At 55.3% G+C, this 15,327-nt stretch carries 12 protein-coding genes and 3 pseudogenes; 6 read left to right on the forward strand and 9 right to left on the reverse strand.

What is annotated here, in order from left to right; all coding sequences use genetic code 11:
* Positions 1-204 precede the first annotated feature (204 nt).
* The 5 genes from EXN22_RS13165 to EXN22_RS13185 all read right to left on the reverse strand — a co-directional run bounded on the left by EXN22_RS13165 (position 205) and on the right by EXN22_RS13185 (position 7,625).
* Entirely contained in the window at positions 205-1,572 is a 1,368-nt protein-coding gene (locus EXN22_RS13165) for a DNA-processing protein DprA (RefSeq protein WP_130264465.1), read from the reverse strand.
* Complete coding sequence (locus EXN22_RS13170) at positions 1,569-3,665, reverse strand: RecQ family ATP-dependent DNA helicase (protein ID WP_130264466.1); 2,097 nt, start codon at positions 3,663-3,665, stop codon at positions 1,569-1,571. The genes EXN22_RS13165 and EXN22_RS13170 overlap by 4 nt, the downstream gene beginning before the upstream one ends.
* A 299-nt stretch (positions 3,666-3,964) precedes the next feature.
* On the reverse strand, positions 3,965-5,968 hold the full coding sequence (locus tag EXN22_RS13175) for a DUF3732 domain-containing protein (protein ID WP_130264467.1): 2,004 nt from the start codon (positions 5,966-5,968) through the stop codon (positions 3,965-3,967).
* Entirely contained in the window at positions 5,965-6,426 is a 462-nt protein-coding gene (locus tag EXN22_RS13180) for a three component ABC system middle component (protein WP_130264468.1), read from the reverse strand. The genes EXN22_RS13175 and EXN22_RS13180 overlap by 4 nt, the downstream gene beginning before the upstream one ends.
* Positions 6,423-7,625, reverse strand: a complete 1,203-nt coding sequence (locus EXN22_RS13185) for a hypothetical protein (protein ID WP_130264469.1) — start codon at positions 7,623-7,625, stop codon at positions 6,423-6,425. Before EXN22_RS13185 ends, EXN22_RS13180 begins: the two co-directional genes overlap by 4 nt.
* Before the next feature lie 150 nt (positions 7,626-7,775).
* On the opposite strand from EXN22_RS13185, the gene EXN22_RS13190 reads away from it, so the two are divergent.
* The 4 genes and pseudogenes from EXN22_RS13190 to EXN22_RS13205 all read left to right on the forward strand — a co-directional run.
* Positions 7,776-8,144 (forward strand): hypothetical protein, encoded by a 369-nt coding sequence (locus EXN22_RS13190; RefSeq protein WP_130264470.1) that lies wholly within the window; start codon positions 7,776-7,778, stop codon positions 8,142-8,144.
* A complete protein-coding gene (locus EXN22_RS13195; protein WP_130264471.1) occupies positions 8,144-8,620 on the forward strand; it encodes a C-terminal helicase domain-containing protein in 477 nt (158 codons plus the stop codon). The genes EXN22_RS13190 and EXN22_RS13195 overlap by 1 nt, the downstream gene beginning before the upstream one ends.
* 99 nt (positions 8,621-8,719) lie before the next feature.
* Positions 8,720-8,916: pseudogene (locus tag EXN22_RS13200) on the forward strand (AAA family ATPase); the annotation flags it as partial.
* A gap of 38 nt (positions 8,917-8,954) precedes the next feature.
* Positions 8,955-9,116: pseudogene (locus EXN22_RS13205) on the forward strand (transposase); the annotation flags it as partial.
* Positions 9,117-9,456: 340 nt separating this feature from the next.
* On the opposite strand, the gene EXN22_RS13210 reads toward EXN22_RS13205, so the two are convergent.
* The 3 genes and pseudogenes from EXN22_RS13210 to EXN22_RS26795 form a co-directional block, all read right to left on the reverse strand.
* The gene (locus EXN22_RS13210) at positions 9,457-10,248 is read right to left on the reverse strand and encodes a hypothetical protein (RefSeq protein ID WP_130264472.1); all 792 of its coding nucleotides are present in this window, start codon (positions 10,246-10,248) and stop codon (positions 9,457-9,459) included.
* A 306-nt stretch (positions 10,249-10,554) separates the two neighbouring features.
* Entirely contained in the window at positions 10,555-10,986 is a 432-nt protein-coding gene (locus EXN22_RS13215; RefSeq protein WP_130264473.1) for a hypothetical protein, read from the reverse strand.
* Positions 10,987-11,256: 270 nt separating this feature from the next.
* A pseudogene (locus EXN22_RS26795) lies at positions 11,257-11,500 on the reverse strand (Arm DNA-binding domain-containing protein); the annotation flags it as partial.
* A 140-nt stretch (positions 11,501-11,640) separates the two neighbouring features.
* On the opposite strand from EXN22_RS26795, the gene EXN22_RS13225 reads away from it, so the two are divergent.
* Entirely contained in the window at positions 11,641-12,816 is a 1,176-nt protein-coding gene (locus tag EXN22_RS13225; protein ID WP_130264474.1) for an integrase core domain-containing protein, read from the forward strand.
* 235 nt (positions 12,817-13,051) lie between these two features.
* On the opposite strand, the gene EXN22_RS13230 is transcribed toward EXN22_RS13225, so the two are convergent.
* A complete protein-coding gene (locus EXN22_RS13230; RefSeq protein ID WP_130264475.1) occupies positions 13,052-13,966 on the reverse strand; it encodes a LysR family transcriptional regulator in 915 nt (304 codons plus the stop codon).
* A 199-nt stretch (positions 13,967-14,165) separates the two neighbouring features.
* Here EXN22_RS13230 and EXN22_RS13235 point away from each other — a divergent pair, with 199 nt between their 5' ends.
* Positions 14,166-15,191, forward strand: coding sequence for a zinc-dependent alcohol dehydrogenase family protein (locus EXN22_RS13235; RefSeq protein ID WP_130264476.1), 1,026 nt, complete (start codon positions 14,166-14,168; stop codon positions 15,189-15,191).
* The last annotated feature ends 136 nt before the right edge of the window (positions 15,192-15,327 follow it).

The following is a 15,327-nucleotide window of genomic DNA, read 5'->3' on the forward strand; positions in this document are numbered from 1 at the left end:
CCAGACGCGCGTTTTCTTTGAGGTCACCCGTGTCTGGCTGGTGGTCAGCGCAATGATGCATGAGCGCCTCTGCGCCATACCAGTTCAAACTCGATCAGCACGCCTATGCCCTCATACAGAAAAAGCCCCTGAGGCGGTCTCAGGATGCAGGGAGTCGATCCGACAGCGTGTGGCAGTTGTCTCAGTGGCGCGTAGAGTGGACGATCAATCCAGTTTGAATCCCATCTGTCCACCGGTCACTTGGCTCGCGTTTGCTGCGGGGATGTCCTCAGATTTCCCACGTGCCAGCGACTGGAAGCGCACCGGGTTAGTCAGCTTTTGAACTCGACCCTCATCGACTGATTGTTTGAGCCATTCGCTGATCTGTTTCTTGGAAATGCTCCAGCGCTCGCTCAGCTCATCGGCGGTTTCAGGGCCGTCCAGACATGCCATTTTTCGCAGAAAGAATTGATAAAAACTCAGCTCACCAACGTCGGTAGCCTGAGTTGAGGCCAAGCTCGAATCTTCATTGATCAGATCCTCTCTGGTGGGGGGATGCTGTACCGTGTCGTCCTCAACGGGAGCCATTTTGGCGGGCTCTTCCTTCGTGATCAAAACGCTATGGTCGGCAGGTGCTGACCCGGACACGAGGTCTTGTTCAGGCTCGGACTTAGCTTGAGCATTCAGCCTGTGGACATCGACATGCGCCGCTGAAGACTCCAGCCATTGCGCGCCTTGCGACACCAACGCGAAATTTCCAGATTCCGGATTTGCATCCTGCTTTACCCACAAGGGTACCCAAGCTTTTTTCAGGTTTTCGATAGCACCGTTCCAAGTTCCGCCTTTGGTTTCGGAGCGAACCACCACTGCGGCCTGGCTCATACAGTAAATGTATTTGTTCCGGGCCATGGCGTTGCCGGCGTTGAATCCTGCCTCGGGGAAAAATGGTGAAACCAGCACTAGGTTGTTGTTCATCAGCCCATCGCGCCATTTGCTGGATAGCGCTGCCGATAACAGGCTATCCGCCATAATGCCGATGACGGTTCCTTCCTGTTTCAATCCGCCCTGCATCGCAGCCTCATCGACGCCCCGCGCGCCACCTGAGACGACGGTCATTCCGGCCATCGCTATCCTCTTACCAAGAGAGGAGGCATAGGCAAGGTCGGCATCATCCGCCTTGCGCGCTCCGACGACACTGATACCGCGTTTATTGAGCAGTCGCGGATTTCCACAGCCGAAGAGTACTGGCGGCGCGGTGTTACGTAGATGGTGCTTGAGCGCCTTCGGATAGTCGGCGTCAGATCGAGTCAGCACCCACAATCCAGCCCGGTTCCACTTCTCCAGCGCTAATGCCAGTGCATGGCCGCGCTCAAGCAACTGCTCAACGCGGTTCAGCGGTATTTTGTCATCCTGCCACCCCTCAAGCACCACGTGTGGATCAGCCGTCACCAGCTCTGCAGGCGTCTTCCCATGAGCGTTGAGCCATTGAGCAAATCGTCCCCATTCCGTTGGGGAGAGCGGTTTGGCGCCACCGACAGATTTTGAGAAGTGAGACGTCAACAGGAGGATCGACTGAGTATTGGTATTTATCATGCGTTGCTTGCCGTAGATGAGATTGCCAGCGGATAGACTAGGTCGCTGCCCGCTTGCTTGAGCAGTGCAGCAATGACGGTCATCGTCCAGCCTGAGTCGATCATGTCATCAACCAGCAGCACTGGGCCAGCGGGAATGCTCGCATTTACCGCGAACACACCATCTAGGTTACGGCACTGATGGAAGCGATTGTTCTGCCACTTTTGTGGCTCGTTTTCTTTCACCTTGGTCACACAGTTGACGAAGGGAATTCCTAGCGTATTCGCCAAGCGCTGAGCAAAGTCAGGTACCAACGTTGGATGCCCCAAAGACGGCACGCAGCACAACCAGGTAGGCTTGGGGTTGGGCTGCCAGCGAGACTGGATCATCTCAGCCATGGCGGTAACCAGAGCATCGTCAAAGTAGCCACGTTCCTTACCGTTAGCCGCCAACTCTCCCCACCCTCCATCACGCCATTGGGATAGTACTCGACCTTCCGTTGCCTGAAGGTTGGCAGGTAAGTTGGTCGGGAAGCCGTAGTGCTCAAAGCCTCCCTTGGCGATCTGTTTTTTTGGCTTGATCGGAAACTCGGCATGGCGAATGAAGGTTGCCGCTTGATGCACCAGTCGGCTGTCTACCTGACTTGATACTAGCTCCCTGCCCAGGCAGCGCTCACACTTCCCGCAAGCACTATCTTCAGGGTCATCCAATGCGTGTCGTAGGAACGCCATCAGACAGCCAGGTTCACTCAAGTATGCCTGAACCTGTTGCCATTCATGCTCCCGCAGCCCGGTCAGCCTGTTGATACGGTTCTCATCCAATTCGTAGTGAACTGGGGTACGCAGCCACTTGCTTTCGTGTTTGATGAGCGGCGCCGGGCTTTCGACGCTCAGAAGCTTGAGGATTTTTTCTATCTGCCCGTGGGAAAGATTGCTGTGCTCCTCCAGCTCACGAATCGTCAGCCCATTGGACTGAGCCAAGACACGGAGTAAATGGTTGACTTGCCTAGGCGGCGGGAAAGCTGCGCGTCTGAAAAAATCATGAATCTGTTCGTCTTCTTCCCCGGACATCAGCAAGCCTAGAGAATGATCGATCGCCCGTCCTGCTCGGCCGACCTGTTGGTAGTACGCGACAATTGAACTCGGCGCTTGGTAGTGAATGACGAAGCCCAGATCGGGTTTGTCATATCCCATACCCAGCGCAGTGGTCGCCACGAGTACCTTGAGATTGTTGGCAAGCAGTTGGTCTTCCAGGTATTGGCGATATTGATCGCTATTGGCAAAGTCGGAGTTGGCTACGTCGCTGTGATAGGGCGCGGCATTGATTCCATTAGCACGAAGCCAGCGCGCGACTTGCTCACTATCGCGCTGGGTGAGCGCATAAACGATGCCCGTCCCTGGTAAGGTTGGGATGGTCTGGGCGAGCCAGGCCAGACGGCTAGCTTGATCCGGCATGGTCAAGTTTTGCAGCGACAAGCTTTCACGTGTCAGGGGGCCTCGGACGATGTGGATGTCACCAAACTGGGCGCGGATATCGTTCACCACCCGCGTGTTTGCCGTCGCAGTCGTGCCCAAAAGTGGCGTGTTGGCAGGTAGGAAACGCAGAATGTTGACTATGCGTCGGTAATCGGGCCGGAAATCATGTCCCCAGTCGGAAATACAGTGTGCTTCGTCAATGACCATCAAGCCGATACGATCTGCGATGGGCTGCAGAATATCTTCCATAAAATCGTCGTTTGCCAGTCGCTCCGGCGAGATCAGCAAGCAGTCCACCCGGTTGGCGAGTACGTCCTGGCGGGCCTGTTCCCATTGCTGAGTGTTGGTGGAATTGATGGTGACGGCATTTACACCGATTCGGCGAGCCGCCTCGATCTGGTTGCGCATCAAAGCTAGCAAAGGGGAGATAATGATCGTCGGGCCTTGCCCGCGATCGCGCAGTATTCGAGTACTGATGAAGTACACAGAGCTTTTGCCCCAGCCGGTGCGCTGAACGACCAGCAGCTTTTGGCGGTGGTTAATCAAGGCATCAATCGCCTCCCATTGGCCGTCCCTGAATACAGCAGCCTCGTTGTCGACGGCGACTTTTAAGAGTTTCTCAGCATCATTCCTTCGCATCGATTATTTCCTTCTTCATCAATCCTTCCCAAGACATGACGTCCCGGTTCCATTGGGCAGAACTTTCAATACGATTTGAGCGTAATTTTGCTGTAGCGGTTAGCGACCTTGTTTGTGAAACAATCCTGCGGTCTCTCTGCTGAACTCGCTGATTACGGATGGGCGTCTGTACAGCTTCCATTACGCAGAACAGCCTATGGAAAAGGAGTTTATGCTGCAGCGCTGATCCCCCAAACGCGCCGCAACACCCCGTCCTGCTAGGGTAACCCGCGCATGCGGCGGCCATCTTCTTGTCGCTATTACTCGTCGGCGATGAAGCCTCGTGTCCTCCACGTGGCCCGTACATAGTCCGGGAATTTATAGCCTTCGCCCAAGGTAAGTCGGTCTGCGTGATCAGAGACGATGATTTGCGGGACTACCTTGGTTTTCTTGCCGGTCTCATCGCAGAACTTCGCCAGTTGAGTGAACATGTTGGTCACGGCACTCATGTCGGCGTCGACCACGTTTTCACGTTTGGCCTGTTTCGCAAGCTCCTTTGCATCAAAGTCTTCCGCATCATCCAGTGACGCAGGGAAGTACACTTGGGTAGGCTGATCAAGGAACAGGATTGGGGGGATCTTGCACCCTTTGTTCGAATGCGCGGCGAACTGGTAATGCAGCGACATGAACAAGGCAAGGTGGGAGTACAGCCAGTTCGCCCCACTGCCCATCGAGCGCAGGTAGACCCGAGTGTTCGGGGTCTGCTGGTACCAAAGGTCGAATGTTTCGATGTCAAAACGCAGCTTCGAGGGCTTGTAGGTTTCTTCGAAATCGAACTGGTTGCCAATTTCACACATCTTGGCGTCGATTTCGGTGCTCAAGGCTTTGAGCCTGTCTTTGATGTCGTATTTCGCCAGGAGGGCGGCAAGACGATCGACTTCTGCGCGCAGGTTTTTCTCTTGGGTGAGCAGCTCTGATTCAGGTTTGTCCAATTGCTCTTGAATGGCGATCTCAAGTCGTAGTTTGGCCTTGATTGCCTGCTCGTCGATCGACTTGGACGTCTTGAGCTTGGCAATTTCTTCGTCGAGAGGCTGGATATCCGCCTGGATGCGACGTAGCTCTGCGTTTACTTTATCGAGATCTTCTTGAATGTTCCTGCGTTCTGCGGCGAAGCTTTCCCGCGCATAGGCGGACAACTTGAGCTCATCATTCAGCCAGTCGATCGCGTCTATTAGCTTGTTGGCCTCCATGGCAGGCGTGCTGGTGGCGGCCTCGCACAAGGGGCAGTGTGCTTCCGATAACTCAATGGAGTCGGGCAAGGTGTCGGCCGTCATGCTCAAGCTGAATTGAGTCGCGGAGGTCAGAGACTCACCGACCAATCTCATCTGCCCTTGCAGCTTGCGCTTCTCGATGAGCTGAGCGATTCGTTGACTGTGAAGCTCAGCTCGGCGCTTCTCGACCTCATCGGAAAGCACGTCGATTTTTACGGCCTGCTCAGAGATTGCCTTTAGCATGGGCACCGGATTGCTGTAGATATATTCCGCCGTTGCGTCGGTCAACGGAAGACCTGCCAGGGTCTTGAACTCGACCAGATGACGGTTGTAACGAGTGATTACTTTCTCTTTACGCTGTTCTTGCTTGGGAATCTGCGCTTGGACTTTCTTGAGCTCGTACTTGGCAACCTCATGATCCCGGTACAGGTCAAAATAGGCCTCATCCACAAGTCCCATCAGGATCTTGAAGTGGTTGATTGCCTGGTCACGTTTTTCCTTCTCGTCGAAACGGTAGAAAATCGCGTGCTTGTTGGCCACCAGGTTCTGATGCTGGAGCATAAAAGAAGAAAAGCTGCGTACTGACGGGGTGGCAGACTTATTACGGCCGGCGGCTTTCAGGTAGGGGTCTTCGTCGACATTCTCCAGGGTGATCGCAAAGTACCGTCCGAGGCTTTTCTTGAAGTCTGCCAGTGGCATGTAGTGCTTGGGATCGAAGAACGCCTTGGGTTGCTCTATGAGCTCAAGCAACCGCTCAGGGTCTGAGCCTTGCACTTCAAGCAAAAAGCAGCGATCGGATTTTTTCTTACGGGCGGCCACGACGAAATAGCTTGGGAATTGCAGAGCGATGAAGAATGTCTCTGCACGTTGGGTGATCGTCCCCACTGGAATGGTGTCCTCGGTGCTGCCGAGGCAGTAGTCGAAGATCTCCAGGATCGCGCTTTTGCCAGTGGACGACTTGCCCGTGATGACGTTGAGTCCAGGCTCCAGTCGCACCTGGTGAATTTTGTCTTGAGTGTCGACTACGCCGATGTACCGCAAAAAGCATTTCATAGAGACTTGAATCCTAACGTCCTGTAGATGGAAACCACGTCTGCTTCTGCGCAGACCATGGACAGCCGGCGGGCGGCTTCGAGCTGTTTGGGGTTGGCATTGCTAGCCTTAACGTCCTTGATGGACCTCACCATCAGATCGTCGGTGAGCTCGATGCTCTTTTCTGTCTGAAGCACAAGCAGGGCGGCGTTTGTCAGTGATTTGAATTGCTGAGTGTTGTAGGTGAGCCCGACCAGCCGTTTCTGTTCTTTGCATAGCGTGCGTAGGTTGCTGGTCTTCCTCACGGTTAGCAGGTATTCCTGCATGGCCGGGTACAGCACCATGGGCAGAACCAGATAGCTCAACAGCAAGTCGCGTTTCCGAGACTTGGAATGGGCAAAGAAATTGTGGATGACCGGCGCCAATGCGATCGGAGAGCGCTGGAGCGTGAAAAGATGCTCGATTGGTTTTGCGCTCATTTCCAGAGCCTCCAGTGGAACTCCTTCGCTGGGCTGGCATGCACCGCGTCCGCGAGCATGTGATAGATTCCGTTGCGAAACTCAACGGGCGTGTCTTCAAAGTTGCGAAATTTCACAACGTCCAAACGACACCTGGAATGATAAAACTTCAAGGATGCCTGCTGAAGCTTGGTGCGGGGCGAGCTTTGGTCGCAGTCGCTCATGACTTCAGATCTGTGGGCACTGTGGGTGCGCATGTGATTCTTGCTGTAACCATCCACGTCTTCTTGGGAGGTGGTGCAGTCTTTTATGAGTTCGGCTATGTATTCCTGGGCATGCAGCAAATCGGCAGTCGCTTCAAGAATTACATCCTCCTCTCCGCCGATCTCATCCAGCTTCTGGGCATAGGGACGCTCACGCACATCGAGTATCGCCGCTTCTCGCTCTATCAATTCAGTGTTGACCCGGGGGAACCTCACCGAGCCGATCATGTAGCGGGCGGTTAGCTCAGTGAATTTTCTGTTGAACTCCGCCGTGGTGAATCGCCAGCCTTCAGTAACTTTGACTGCACTCGTCATGAACCCGAAGAGATCGTTCAGGAAGTCGTCCGTGCGATGCTCATGGATGCTTTTCAGATAGGCTTTTTTGTACCTGGAAATCAAGCCGGCTAAGTCTGGCTGTTCGGTAATGATCTTGACTTTGGGGAGCGCATCGATCAACGACCGGCGCATCTCTTTTGCCATGACCTTGCGCTGCAGCGTCAACGCTTTTGAGGGGGCAGACGGCTTTCCTCCAGCCTCACCTTGTTCGCTGTCTTCACCGGGGGGCTTTTTATCGAAGCGAGTCTCAGCGTCCTTGAGGATGGCTTCCAATGCGGCCAGACGCTGATCACCGCTCCATTGAGGCCAGCCCTTGATAGCCGTTCGCTCCCCGTAAGCCTGGGTGGTCAGCAGAATAAGGTTGGCATACTGCGAATGGTCGAATTCTGGCTTTAGCCAGTTATTGAGGGTATTCCAGAAGTTCTCATGGCTGTCGGTCAGGCTATCGCTGTATTCCTTTACTTCGATCTGATCTCGGCCTTCGATGGTGACGTCGCCGAATACCTCGATCCAGAGAACATCGTCTTTATCCAGCGTGTGGCAGTAGTCAATTGCTACGTGGATTTGGTACTTCAGGGCTTCGTAGAGCTTCGTTGCGTCAAAATCTAGCTTCGCGTTCACAGCTACTCCAATCCAATCTTGGATAAACAAGATAGACCAGCGAGGAGCTAATTTCGCCATCCTGGCCGGTAGAATTCACGATACTGTATTTATATACAGATAAATGCAGTTCGTAATAATCTTACCAATGTGGGATAGCTAAGCGCCATCTTGCTAATTCAACTGCGCCGGCCTCTGCTGAAGTGGCTGGATGCGGGGCTGGGCCAAAACGAGCAACTGCCCCGGGCCATGTTTGGATGCCTCAGGGGCGCCGAACTCAACAAGGACTTGGCTGATGCAGCCGAGAAGCATCCCGTGGCGCTGTTCACCCGGGCGATCCTCGGCCTGACTGGCGATCAGGCCGGATCACCGACCCCCGAGCATGTCTGCGCGGCCTTCCGCCATTTACTGGAGGCCGCCAGCGACCGGTATGCGGACGACAGCGACATCACCCAGGACGAAGTGGCCTTGCAATGGGAGCCGCTTCTGGCCCGCCTGCAGGATGAATATGCCCACCAGAAGGGTGGTTTCGCCGCTTGATGTATGGCGGCACGGAGCAGTCCACCCGCCGCCTGTTGCAGATGGCCTTCAATCGCCCCGACAGCTTCCCCCGGGTGCTGTTGGCCCAGTCGGCCGTCGATCGCGAAGGTCTCAACCTGCACCTGGCCTGCCACACCGTGATTCTCATGCACCCGGATTGGAACCCCGGCGTGGTCGAGCAGCACATCGGCCGGGTCGATCGGGTGGGCAGTCACTGGAGTCGCCAACTGGACGAAGCGTTGGAGCGGGGTACTCCAGCGGCGGAGCTACCACGCATTGATGTGCATCCGGTGATCTTCCGAGGGAACTACGATGAACATAACTGGCAGGTTTTATTGGAGCGGTGGGATGACCTGCGTGCTCAGTTAGATGGCGAGGTGATCCCTGCACGAGAGGCTGAGAGAGATTTGGAGTATGAGAAAGTGTTGGCGGATTTGCAGGTTAGCGCGCCTTGCTTTTCTCCGTTACGGCGATAAATGCAGACTGTCATCGCGACGATGTGATGGTCAGGATATTGCCCAGATGTTTGTCAGTTTGCGGGCCGCGTCTACAGGACAACAATGACCAGAGGGTGTTTGGTGACCCGCCTCAAAGCCGATCGCCTGCACCACAGCGGCTGCCTAGAAGACATCGACTACCGCAGCGCTCGCGAGCGGGCCAAGGCCCTGATCCTGTAACTGAACAGGGGCCAGAGGCTGCGCGATGGGTTGAATCGATAATCGGCGGCCAGATCGGAGTGGGGGAAACCTCGCTCGACTGCGCACTTGCCCACTAGGCCCGTAGGGTTGGCTACAATGTGCGTTACTTACGCGTAGCACCTACAAACACTTGAGCAAACGCAGCGTGCTCTACAAAGCCAGACGCAAGATCGAGAAGGTCAAAGCGCAGGCGCGAGCGAAGGTCGAACATCCATTTCGTGTGATCAAACGCCAGTTCGGTTATGTGAAAACCCGCTTCCGTGGAATTGCACGCCTCAATTGCACAGGCCGCATGGGGCAGATCTTGTTTGCTGTCAAAGCACGGAGGGCTAGAAGATGTACGAGCAGGACGGCTTCGCCACCTGGATTAAAAAATGCGCTGGCCAGCGGGTTATTGGACCTCTTGTTCATACCATTAAGCTTCATCGCTTTGTTGGCGGGCGGAGCTTTTGGAATTGTTGTGCTAATCAGATTCATCTACATGATCTGGAAATTGGCAGTATTTTTCCGCGAGTACTTGATGAGAGGTTTTTTGCGTGGTCACCTTAGCAGTATGGGCTCAGCAGTTGATTGAGTGAGTGAGCACAACGTGCTCGCTCACTGCTTTGTGGTTCTTAATCTTCGGTACTTTCCGAATTTTGACCCAGTCTGACTACCTTTTTGGATGCTGTGGCGTTTTTATACGCCCTCATCTGGCCTGCCATCAAATTGTTGGATCGCTTTCTGTTCAGCTTATAAATGATTGGTACGGCACCTTGGTTGGGATGCGAATACAGGTCGAACAGGAACTGATCCTTTTTGATATGAAATTCGAGGTGGTTATAGTTGAAGAAAAGTGTGCCGTCTTTCAGGCGTGTGGGAAAAGTTGTTGTCCAAATATTAGTCGATGGTGAAACGCTAACCTCCAAATAGTAGCCTGCTGGGAAGTTAGGTGCGCCGTCCGATAGTAAATAGTCCTTGATGGCAAGAGAGTCTTCTTCTGGCAAGGATATAGAATTGTAGTTTGGCCAGCCCTCTTTCGATGCTCTCCAAATGATGCTGAGCGCAAGGTAGTAAATTTTCTGCGATTCTAGGCCTGGAACATCTTTAGCATAGAGACTTGAGTCTTTAAGCCCCTTGAGATGATCATATATGATCGGCATTGCATTTGGTCTGGGTGCGATCAGCTTTGCGCAGTAGTCCTCTCCGTATGTGGAGAAACGGCCTTCGCAGTTTTTACCAAGCAGATACTGCGTCACTTGGCGTCCGAGATTGTTCAGGCGATTGTCATCCGTCTTGAACTGAGTTTTTGTCCCCTTTTTCTTCATTCGATCTATGTATTTATAAAAGTGCTTTGGCAGCAGATGGCTGTCTTGTAGATCAAACTCATCGTAGCAAAGGGCACATAACTTCTCATTTTCAGCCATCTTGGAATCCTCAATCATGCTCGTATGCCATTCACATTGCACTAGAAGGAGTTCCGTGAACGCAGCCCCCTCACTTCGCCAGCTGACTGGATGGCCTTAATGCGAGAGTTAGACGTAGAGCTTTGGCTACACCGCCCGCTGCGCCTGGCATCCATCCATGAAAGCCGCCACGCAAGATCGTGATGCCATTCGGCCGGCTAAGTCAATCATCCTTGCACAATGGTTGAACGGATTTCGCGTGTTGCCGTCTTTACCGGACGCTGATGATTGTCGGCTATGCTAATGATTGGTAAATTCCTACACCCGTCACCAGTCCCTGGCTTGAGGCAGCTTGTCACTGATCTCCCACACTAGGAAGGCTAGGAACTCATTGAACCGCGGATCCTGACGAAAAGCCTCATCGTGTTTTTCCATGCCTCCTTTGATGATTTTCGTGCGACGCAACTGGCGCTCCGGCGCTGGCTTCATTTCCTCAAGAATGGCTGCGGCGGGCATGGTGGACTTCTTGACCTGAATCCCCGTGCAGTTACGGGGAATGAAGTCGTCGATCTGGTACTCAGGTGGCAGTCTGACGACAACGTTCAGACCACCGTCGCTGACGTTCTGGTCACCGCCGAATCGCACATGACTGGTTGATAGGCCTTTCACCTTTAACTCCGCCTTACAGAGGCCGCCTACCAGCTTGCGCAGTTCTTCATCATTAAGCTGGGTTATGTCCTCGGCAGTGATGTTCAACATCGTCCCTAATGCATCCTCTATCAATCAATGGCGGGCGTCAGACTACTGTGCTTGCTTAACAGCTACAGTCGGCACCACTCGAAAAATTTGCAGTGCCAGTGCAGCGTCCGTCGCCCAACAGCCGCATGTAGGCGAGTCTACAGGCTAACGTGTGGCAGGTTCGGTATGTTACATATAGCCGATCAATTTTGGATCCGATGCAATGGGCTGGCCATGGGGCCGGGCAAATAGGCTGATCATTCGTGTGCGGTCTTTCCGGGATTCAACGTGTAGTTCGCGGGCCTCTTTCAATCCGATGTTAGCGTAACGTCCGATCGCGTACCCGTTTTCCTTTCCGTGCAAACGGTATTTCATCCGCCAGTACTTGGGGGTGCCTTGGTCGATTTAAGCGAGGCCTGGACATGTAGGTACAAACCAGGAACTTCGCCGTCGGTGTATTTACCAGATCGGGAACAGCGGGGAGGAACGCATCGCTGAGTTTTCGCCGGAATGCAGGCTTAAGATCGATAGGCATGACTTGGGGGATCGTTTTCAGAAAGTAAAAAGTACCCCAAAAGATACCTAGGGTACGACTCACCCTCATAGGTAACAAATCAGTTCACGCACATAGGTAACAGTTTTTAACTGGCAGGGTCGGCTTGTGAGGATCTGACTATGCCATGGCGAGAGCTGAAACCTATGGACCTGAAATTGCTGTTCATCGCGGACTACATCAAAGGCGCACCCAGCTTCAGTGCGCTCTGCCAAGCCTATGAAGTCAGTCGCAAGACCGGTTACAAGTGGGTTGAGCGGTATGAAAAAGAGGGGCCCGCTGGACTGGAAGAGCATAGCCGTCGTCGATTGACTCAGGGCTGGGTGGTGCCGCCTGCTGTCCGCGAGGCGATCATAGAGCTGCGTGGTCGGGGCGAGACAGAGCCTGGTCCTAAGAAAATTCAGGCAGCATTGCTCAAGCGCTTTCCAGACCAGGCCCCGCCGTCGAAGACGACCATCTACAACATTCTCAAGCAAGCCGAGCTGGTCAAACCACGGCGGCTTCGCCAGCGCGTGGCGGTTTATCCCAAACCGCTGAAGCAAGCCGATACGCCCAACCAGCTATTCAGCGCCGATTACAAAGGCCAATATCTGACAGGGGCGGGCGTATGGTGCTATCCATTGACGATCATGGATCACGCCAGTCGTTTCTTGCTCGCGTGCCACAGCATGCCCAGCACCAACCTCGAGGAAACCCAGGCGGAGTTTACCCGGGTGTTTCGAGAGAATGGTCTGCCTGAGCGCATCAGAACCGACAATGGTGTCCCATTCGCCAGCAAGGGCTGTGCAGGCCTTTCCCAATTGTCCATCTGGTGGCTGCGCCTAGGCATTATTCCTGAGCGAATCGCCCCCGGCAGACCGGAGCAGAATGGTCGGCATGAACGCATGCATCGGACGCTTAAAAGCACGCTTCCATCGCCTCCGGCGTTGGCCTGGGCCGCTCAACAACAACACTTTGATCGCTTCTTGCAGCACTACAACCATGAGCGGTTACACGAAGCATTGGATCAGAGAACCCCCGCGTCATGCTATGAGCCATCACCTCGTCCCTTTCCGGAGAAACTTCCTGAGATGACTTACTCAAGCCATATTGAGAGCTTTCACGCTGACTGCTCTGGCCTCGTCCATCGTCGAGGTCTGAGAATCTATGTCGGCAATGTTCTGAGACACCAGACCATTGGACTGGAGCAGATCGAGGATGGGATTTGGGATGTGATTTTCGGCCCAATCATCCTAGGCCGAGTCAATGTGCGGGATGCAATTGATGGCTACGTGAGACTCAAAGTGTTACCTATGTGAGTGTACTTTTCTGTTACCTATGTGGTTGATCTGTACACTAGGGTGGAAAAAGGTGGAAAACGACGGGCGGTGATGGATCAATAAAAATATAACTACATGAATTTAATATTATTTTTTGCTCTCAGTGGAATCCATTCATAGGCTATCCGGATCCCCCAAACCACTTTCGTTCAGTGGTTAGAAATTTGGTAACTCAAAGCGCGGGGCTACACTCAGGCTCTCCCAAGCTTTTGGCTCACATGTTTTCATCGCTGCCGAAAAACATCTGAATCCTCGACCGCAACCAGCGCTCCCCCGGATCATTATCCTGCGACCCACGCCAGGCCATGTGCAGCTCGAAGGTCTGTACTTCCAGCGGTGGGTCCTCGGCGCGCAGGCCGCCGGCGGCGGTCAGGACTTCGGCGGTGTAGTCGGGGACGGTGGCGATGATGTCGGTGCCGGTCAGCAGGCTGCCCAGGCCGTTGAACTGCGGTACGGCGAGGACCACGTGGCGCTTGCGCCCGACTTTTTCCAGGGTCTCGTCCATGAATCCGCCCAGGTCGCCGGCAAACGACACCAGGGCGTGGGGGCGGGCGCAGAAGTCGTCCAGGCTCAGGCTGCCGGGCATGCTGTCGGCGCGCAACACCTTGGGTTTGCTGCGCCGCAGTACTTTGCGCTTGGCGTTGGCCGGCAGGTCGTTGGTCCAGCTCACGCCCACGGAGATCTCCCCCGAGGCCAGCAGCGCCGGCATCAGCAGGTAGTTGACCCGGCGCACCACCAACACGATGCCCGGGGCTTCGGCGCGCACGCGTTTGAGCAGTTGCGGCAGCAGGGCGAATTCGGCGTCGTCCGACAGGCCGATGCGAAACACTGCGGTGCTGGTGGCCGGGTCGAAGTCGGCGGCGCGGCTCACTGCGGTGGAGATCGAGTCCAGTGCCGGCGAGAGCAGGGCGAAGATCTCCACCGCCCGCGCCGACGGCTCCATGCTGCGCCCGGTGCGCACGAACAAGGGGTCGTCGAACAGGTTGCGCAGGCGCGACAGGGCGGCGCTGATGGCCGGCTGGCCGAGGAACAGTTTCTCGGCCGCGCGGGTCACGCTGCGTTCGTGCATGAGGGTCTCGAAGACGATCAGCAGGTTCAGGTCGACGCGACGCAAGTCGTTACGGTTCATCGGCTCGGCTTCACAATGCGGTTGGGGCAGGGGTGAATCTTACGGGTAAAGGCTGCTACCCTGCACCGCATAATTTGATGGAGGCGGTATTACCCTCAATCAATGACAAGCATGTTGACTATTAATGGCCACTGATGGTCTAACCATCAAAGCCCGGATAGAGTTCAGGGCATTAGAGGTTTAATTGGCGAGGTTTGCGATGTCCCGCATGATCCGTTTCCACAAGTTCGGCCCGGCCGATGTGCTCAAGATCGAAGAGCAGGCCCAGGCGCAGCCCGCTGCCGGCGAGGTGCAGATTCGCGTTGAAGCGATCGGCATCAGCTGGTACGACGTGCTCTGGCGGCAGAACCTGGCACCGTCCCAGGCGCGCCTGCCGGCCGGTATCGGACACGAGATGGCGGGCGTGGTCACGGCTGTGGGCGAGGGCGTCGAGGACCTGGCGATCGGCGACAAGGTTGCCAGCTTCCCGGCCAGCAGCGCCAACGAGCACCCGGTCTACGGTGAAGTCATCGTCATGCCGCGCAACGCCCTGACCCGTTATCCGGAGATTCTCTCGCCGGTCGAGGCCAGCGTGCACTACACGCCGCTGCTGATCGCCTATTTTGCCTTCGTCGACCTGGCGCGGGCCAAGGCCGGGCAAACCGCGCTGATCACCGACGCCAGCCATTGCGCCGGCCCCGCCTTCGTGCAGTTGGGCAAGGCCCTGGGCCTGAAGGTGTTCGCTGCGACCAAAGAAGCGGATCAGCGCGACTACCTGATCAAGCTCGGTGCCGACAAGGTGATCGTCACCGAAGAGCAGGACCTGCTCATGCAGATCAACAAGTACACCGACAACCGCGGTGTCGACATGGTCCTCGATGGCCTTGGCGGCCCGCAAATGGCGCTGCTCGGCGATGCCCTGGCACCGCGCGGCAGCCTGGTGCTGTATGGCCTGCAGGGTGGCAACCAGACGCCGTTCCCGGCGTGCGCTGCGTTCCAGAAGAACATCCAGTTCTTCGTCCATTGCATCGGTAACTTCACCGGCAAGCCGGAGCTGGGCATCAGCCAGGACCAGGTGGCCCTGCAGCGCGCCTTGCGCGATATCAACCAGTTCACCGCCGACAAGCTGCTGACGCCGCTGATCATCAAGACCTACCCGTTCGAACAGGTGGTCGCGGCGCATCGTTACATGGACGAGTGTCCCTGCGGTGGCCGGCTGGTGCTGGACCTTTCCCTCGAGGGCTGATGCCCTTCTTTGAGCTTTATGGCCGATCGCGGGGCAAGCCCACTTACACCAGACCGGTGGGAGCGGGCTTGCCCCGCGATCGGCTGCCCATGAAAAGCCCAACATCAAACTTCTTGTAAGTATTTTCCTCGCGCTG

Origin of the sequence: Pseudomonas tructae, from assembly GCF_004214895.1 — a bacterium.
In the GTDB taxonomy this organism is placed as follows: domain Bacteria; phylum Pseudomonadota; class Gammaproteobacteria; order Pseudomonadales; family Pseudomonadaceae; genus Aquipseudomonas; species Aquipseudomonas tructae.

Excerpts from the sequence above, each read along its gene's own strand:
- EXN22_RS13170 (WP_130264466.1), bottom strand. The coding sequence starts at position 3,665 with ATGCGAAGGAATGATGCTGAGAAACTCTTAAAAGTCGCCGTCGACAAC.
- EXN22_RS13210 (WP_130264472.1), bottom strand. The coding sequence starts at position 10,248 with ATGGCTGAAAATGAGAAGTTATGTGCCCTTTGCTACGATGAGTTTGAT.
- EXN22_RS13230 (WP_130264475.1), bottom strand. The coding sequence starts at position 13,966 with ATGAACCGTAACGACTTGCGTCGCGTCGACCTGAACCTGCTGATCGTC.
- EXN22_RS13195 (WP_130264471.1), top strand. The coding sequence starts at position 8,144 with ATGTATGGCGGCACGGAGCAGTCCACCCGCCGCCTGTTGCAGATGGCC.
- EXN22_RS13180 (WP_130264468.1), bottom strand. The coding sequence starts at position 6,426 with ATGAGCGCAAAACCAATCGAGCATCTTTTCACGCTCCAGCGCTCTCCG.
- EXN22_RS13175 (WP_130264467.1), bottom strand. The coding sequence starts at position 5,968 with ATGAAATGCTTTTTGCGGTACATCGGCGTAGTCGACACTCAAGACAAA.
- EXN22_RS13165 (WP_130264465.1), bottom strand. The coding sequence starts at position 1,572 with ATGATAAATACCAATACTCAGTCGATCCTCCTGTTGACGTCTCACTTC.
- EXN22_RS13225 (WP_130264474.1), top strand. The coding sequence starts at position 11,641 with ATGCCATGGCGAGAGCTGAAACCTATGGACCTGAAATTGCTGTTCATC.
- EXN22_RS13215 (WP_130264473.1), bottom strand. The coding sequence starts at position 10,986 with ATGTTGAACATCACTGCCGAGGACATAACCCAGCTTAATGATGAAGAA.
- EXN22_RS13235 (WP_130264476.1), top strand. The coding sequence starts at position 14,166 with ATGTCCCGCATGATCCGTTTCCACAAGTTCGGCCCGGCCGATGTGCTC.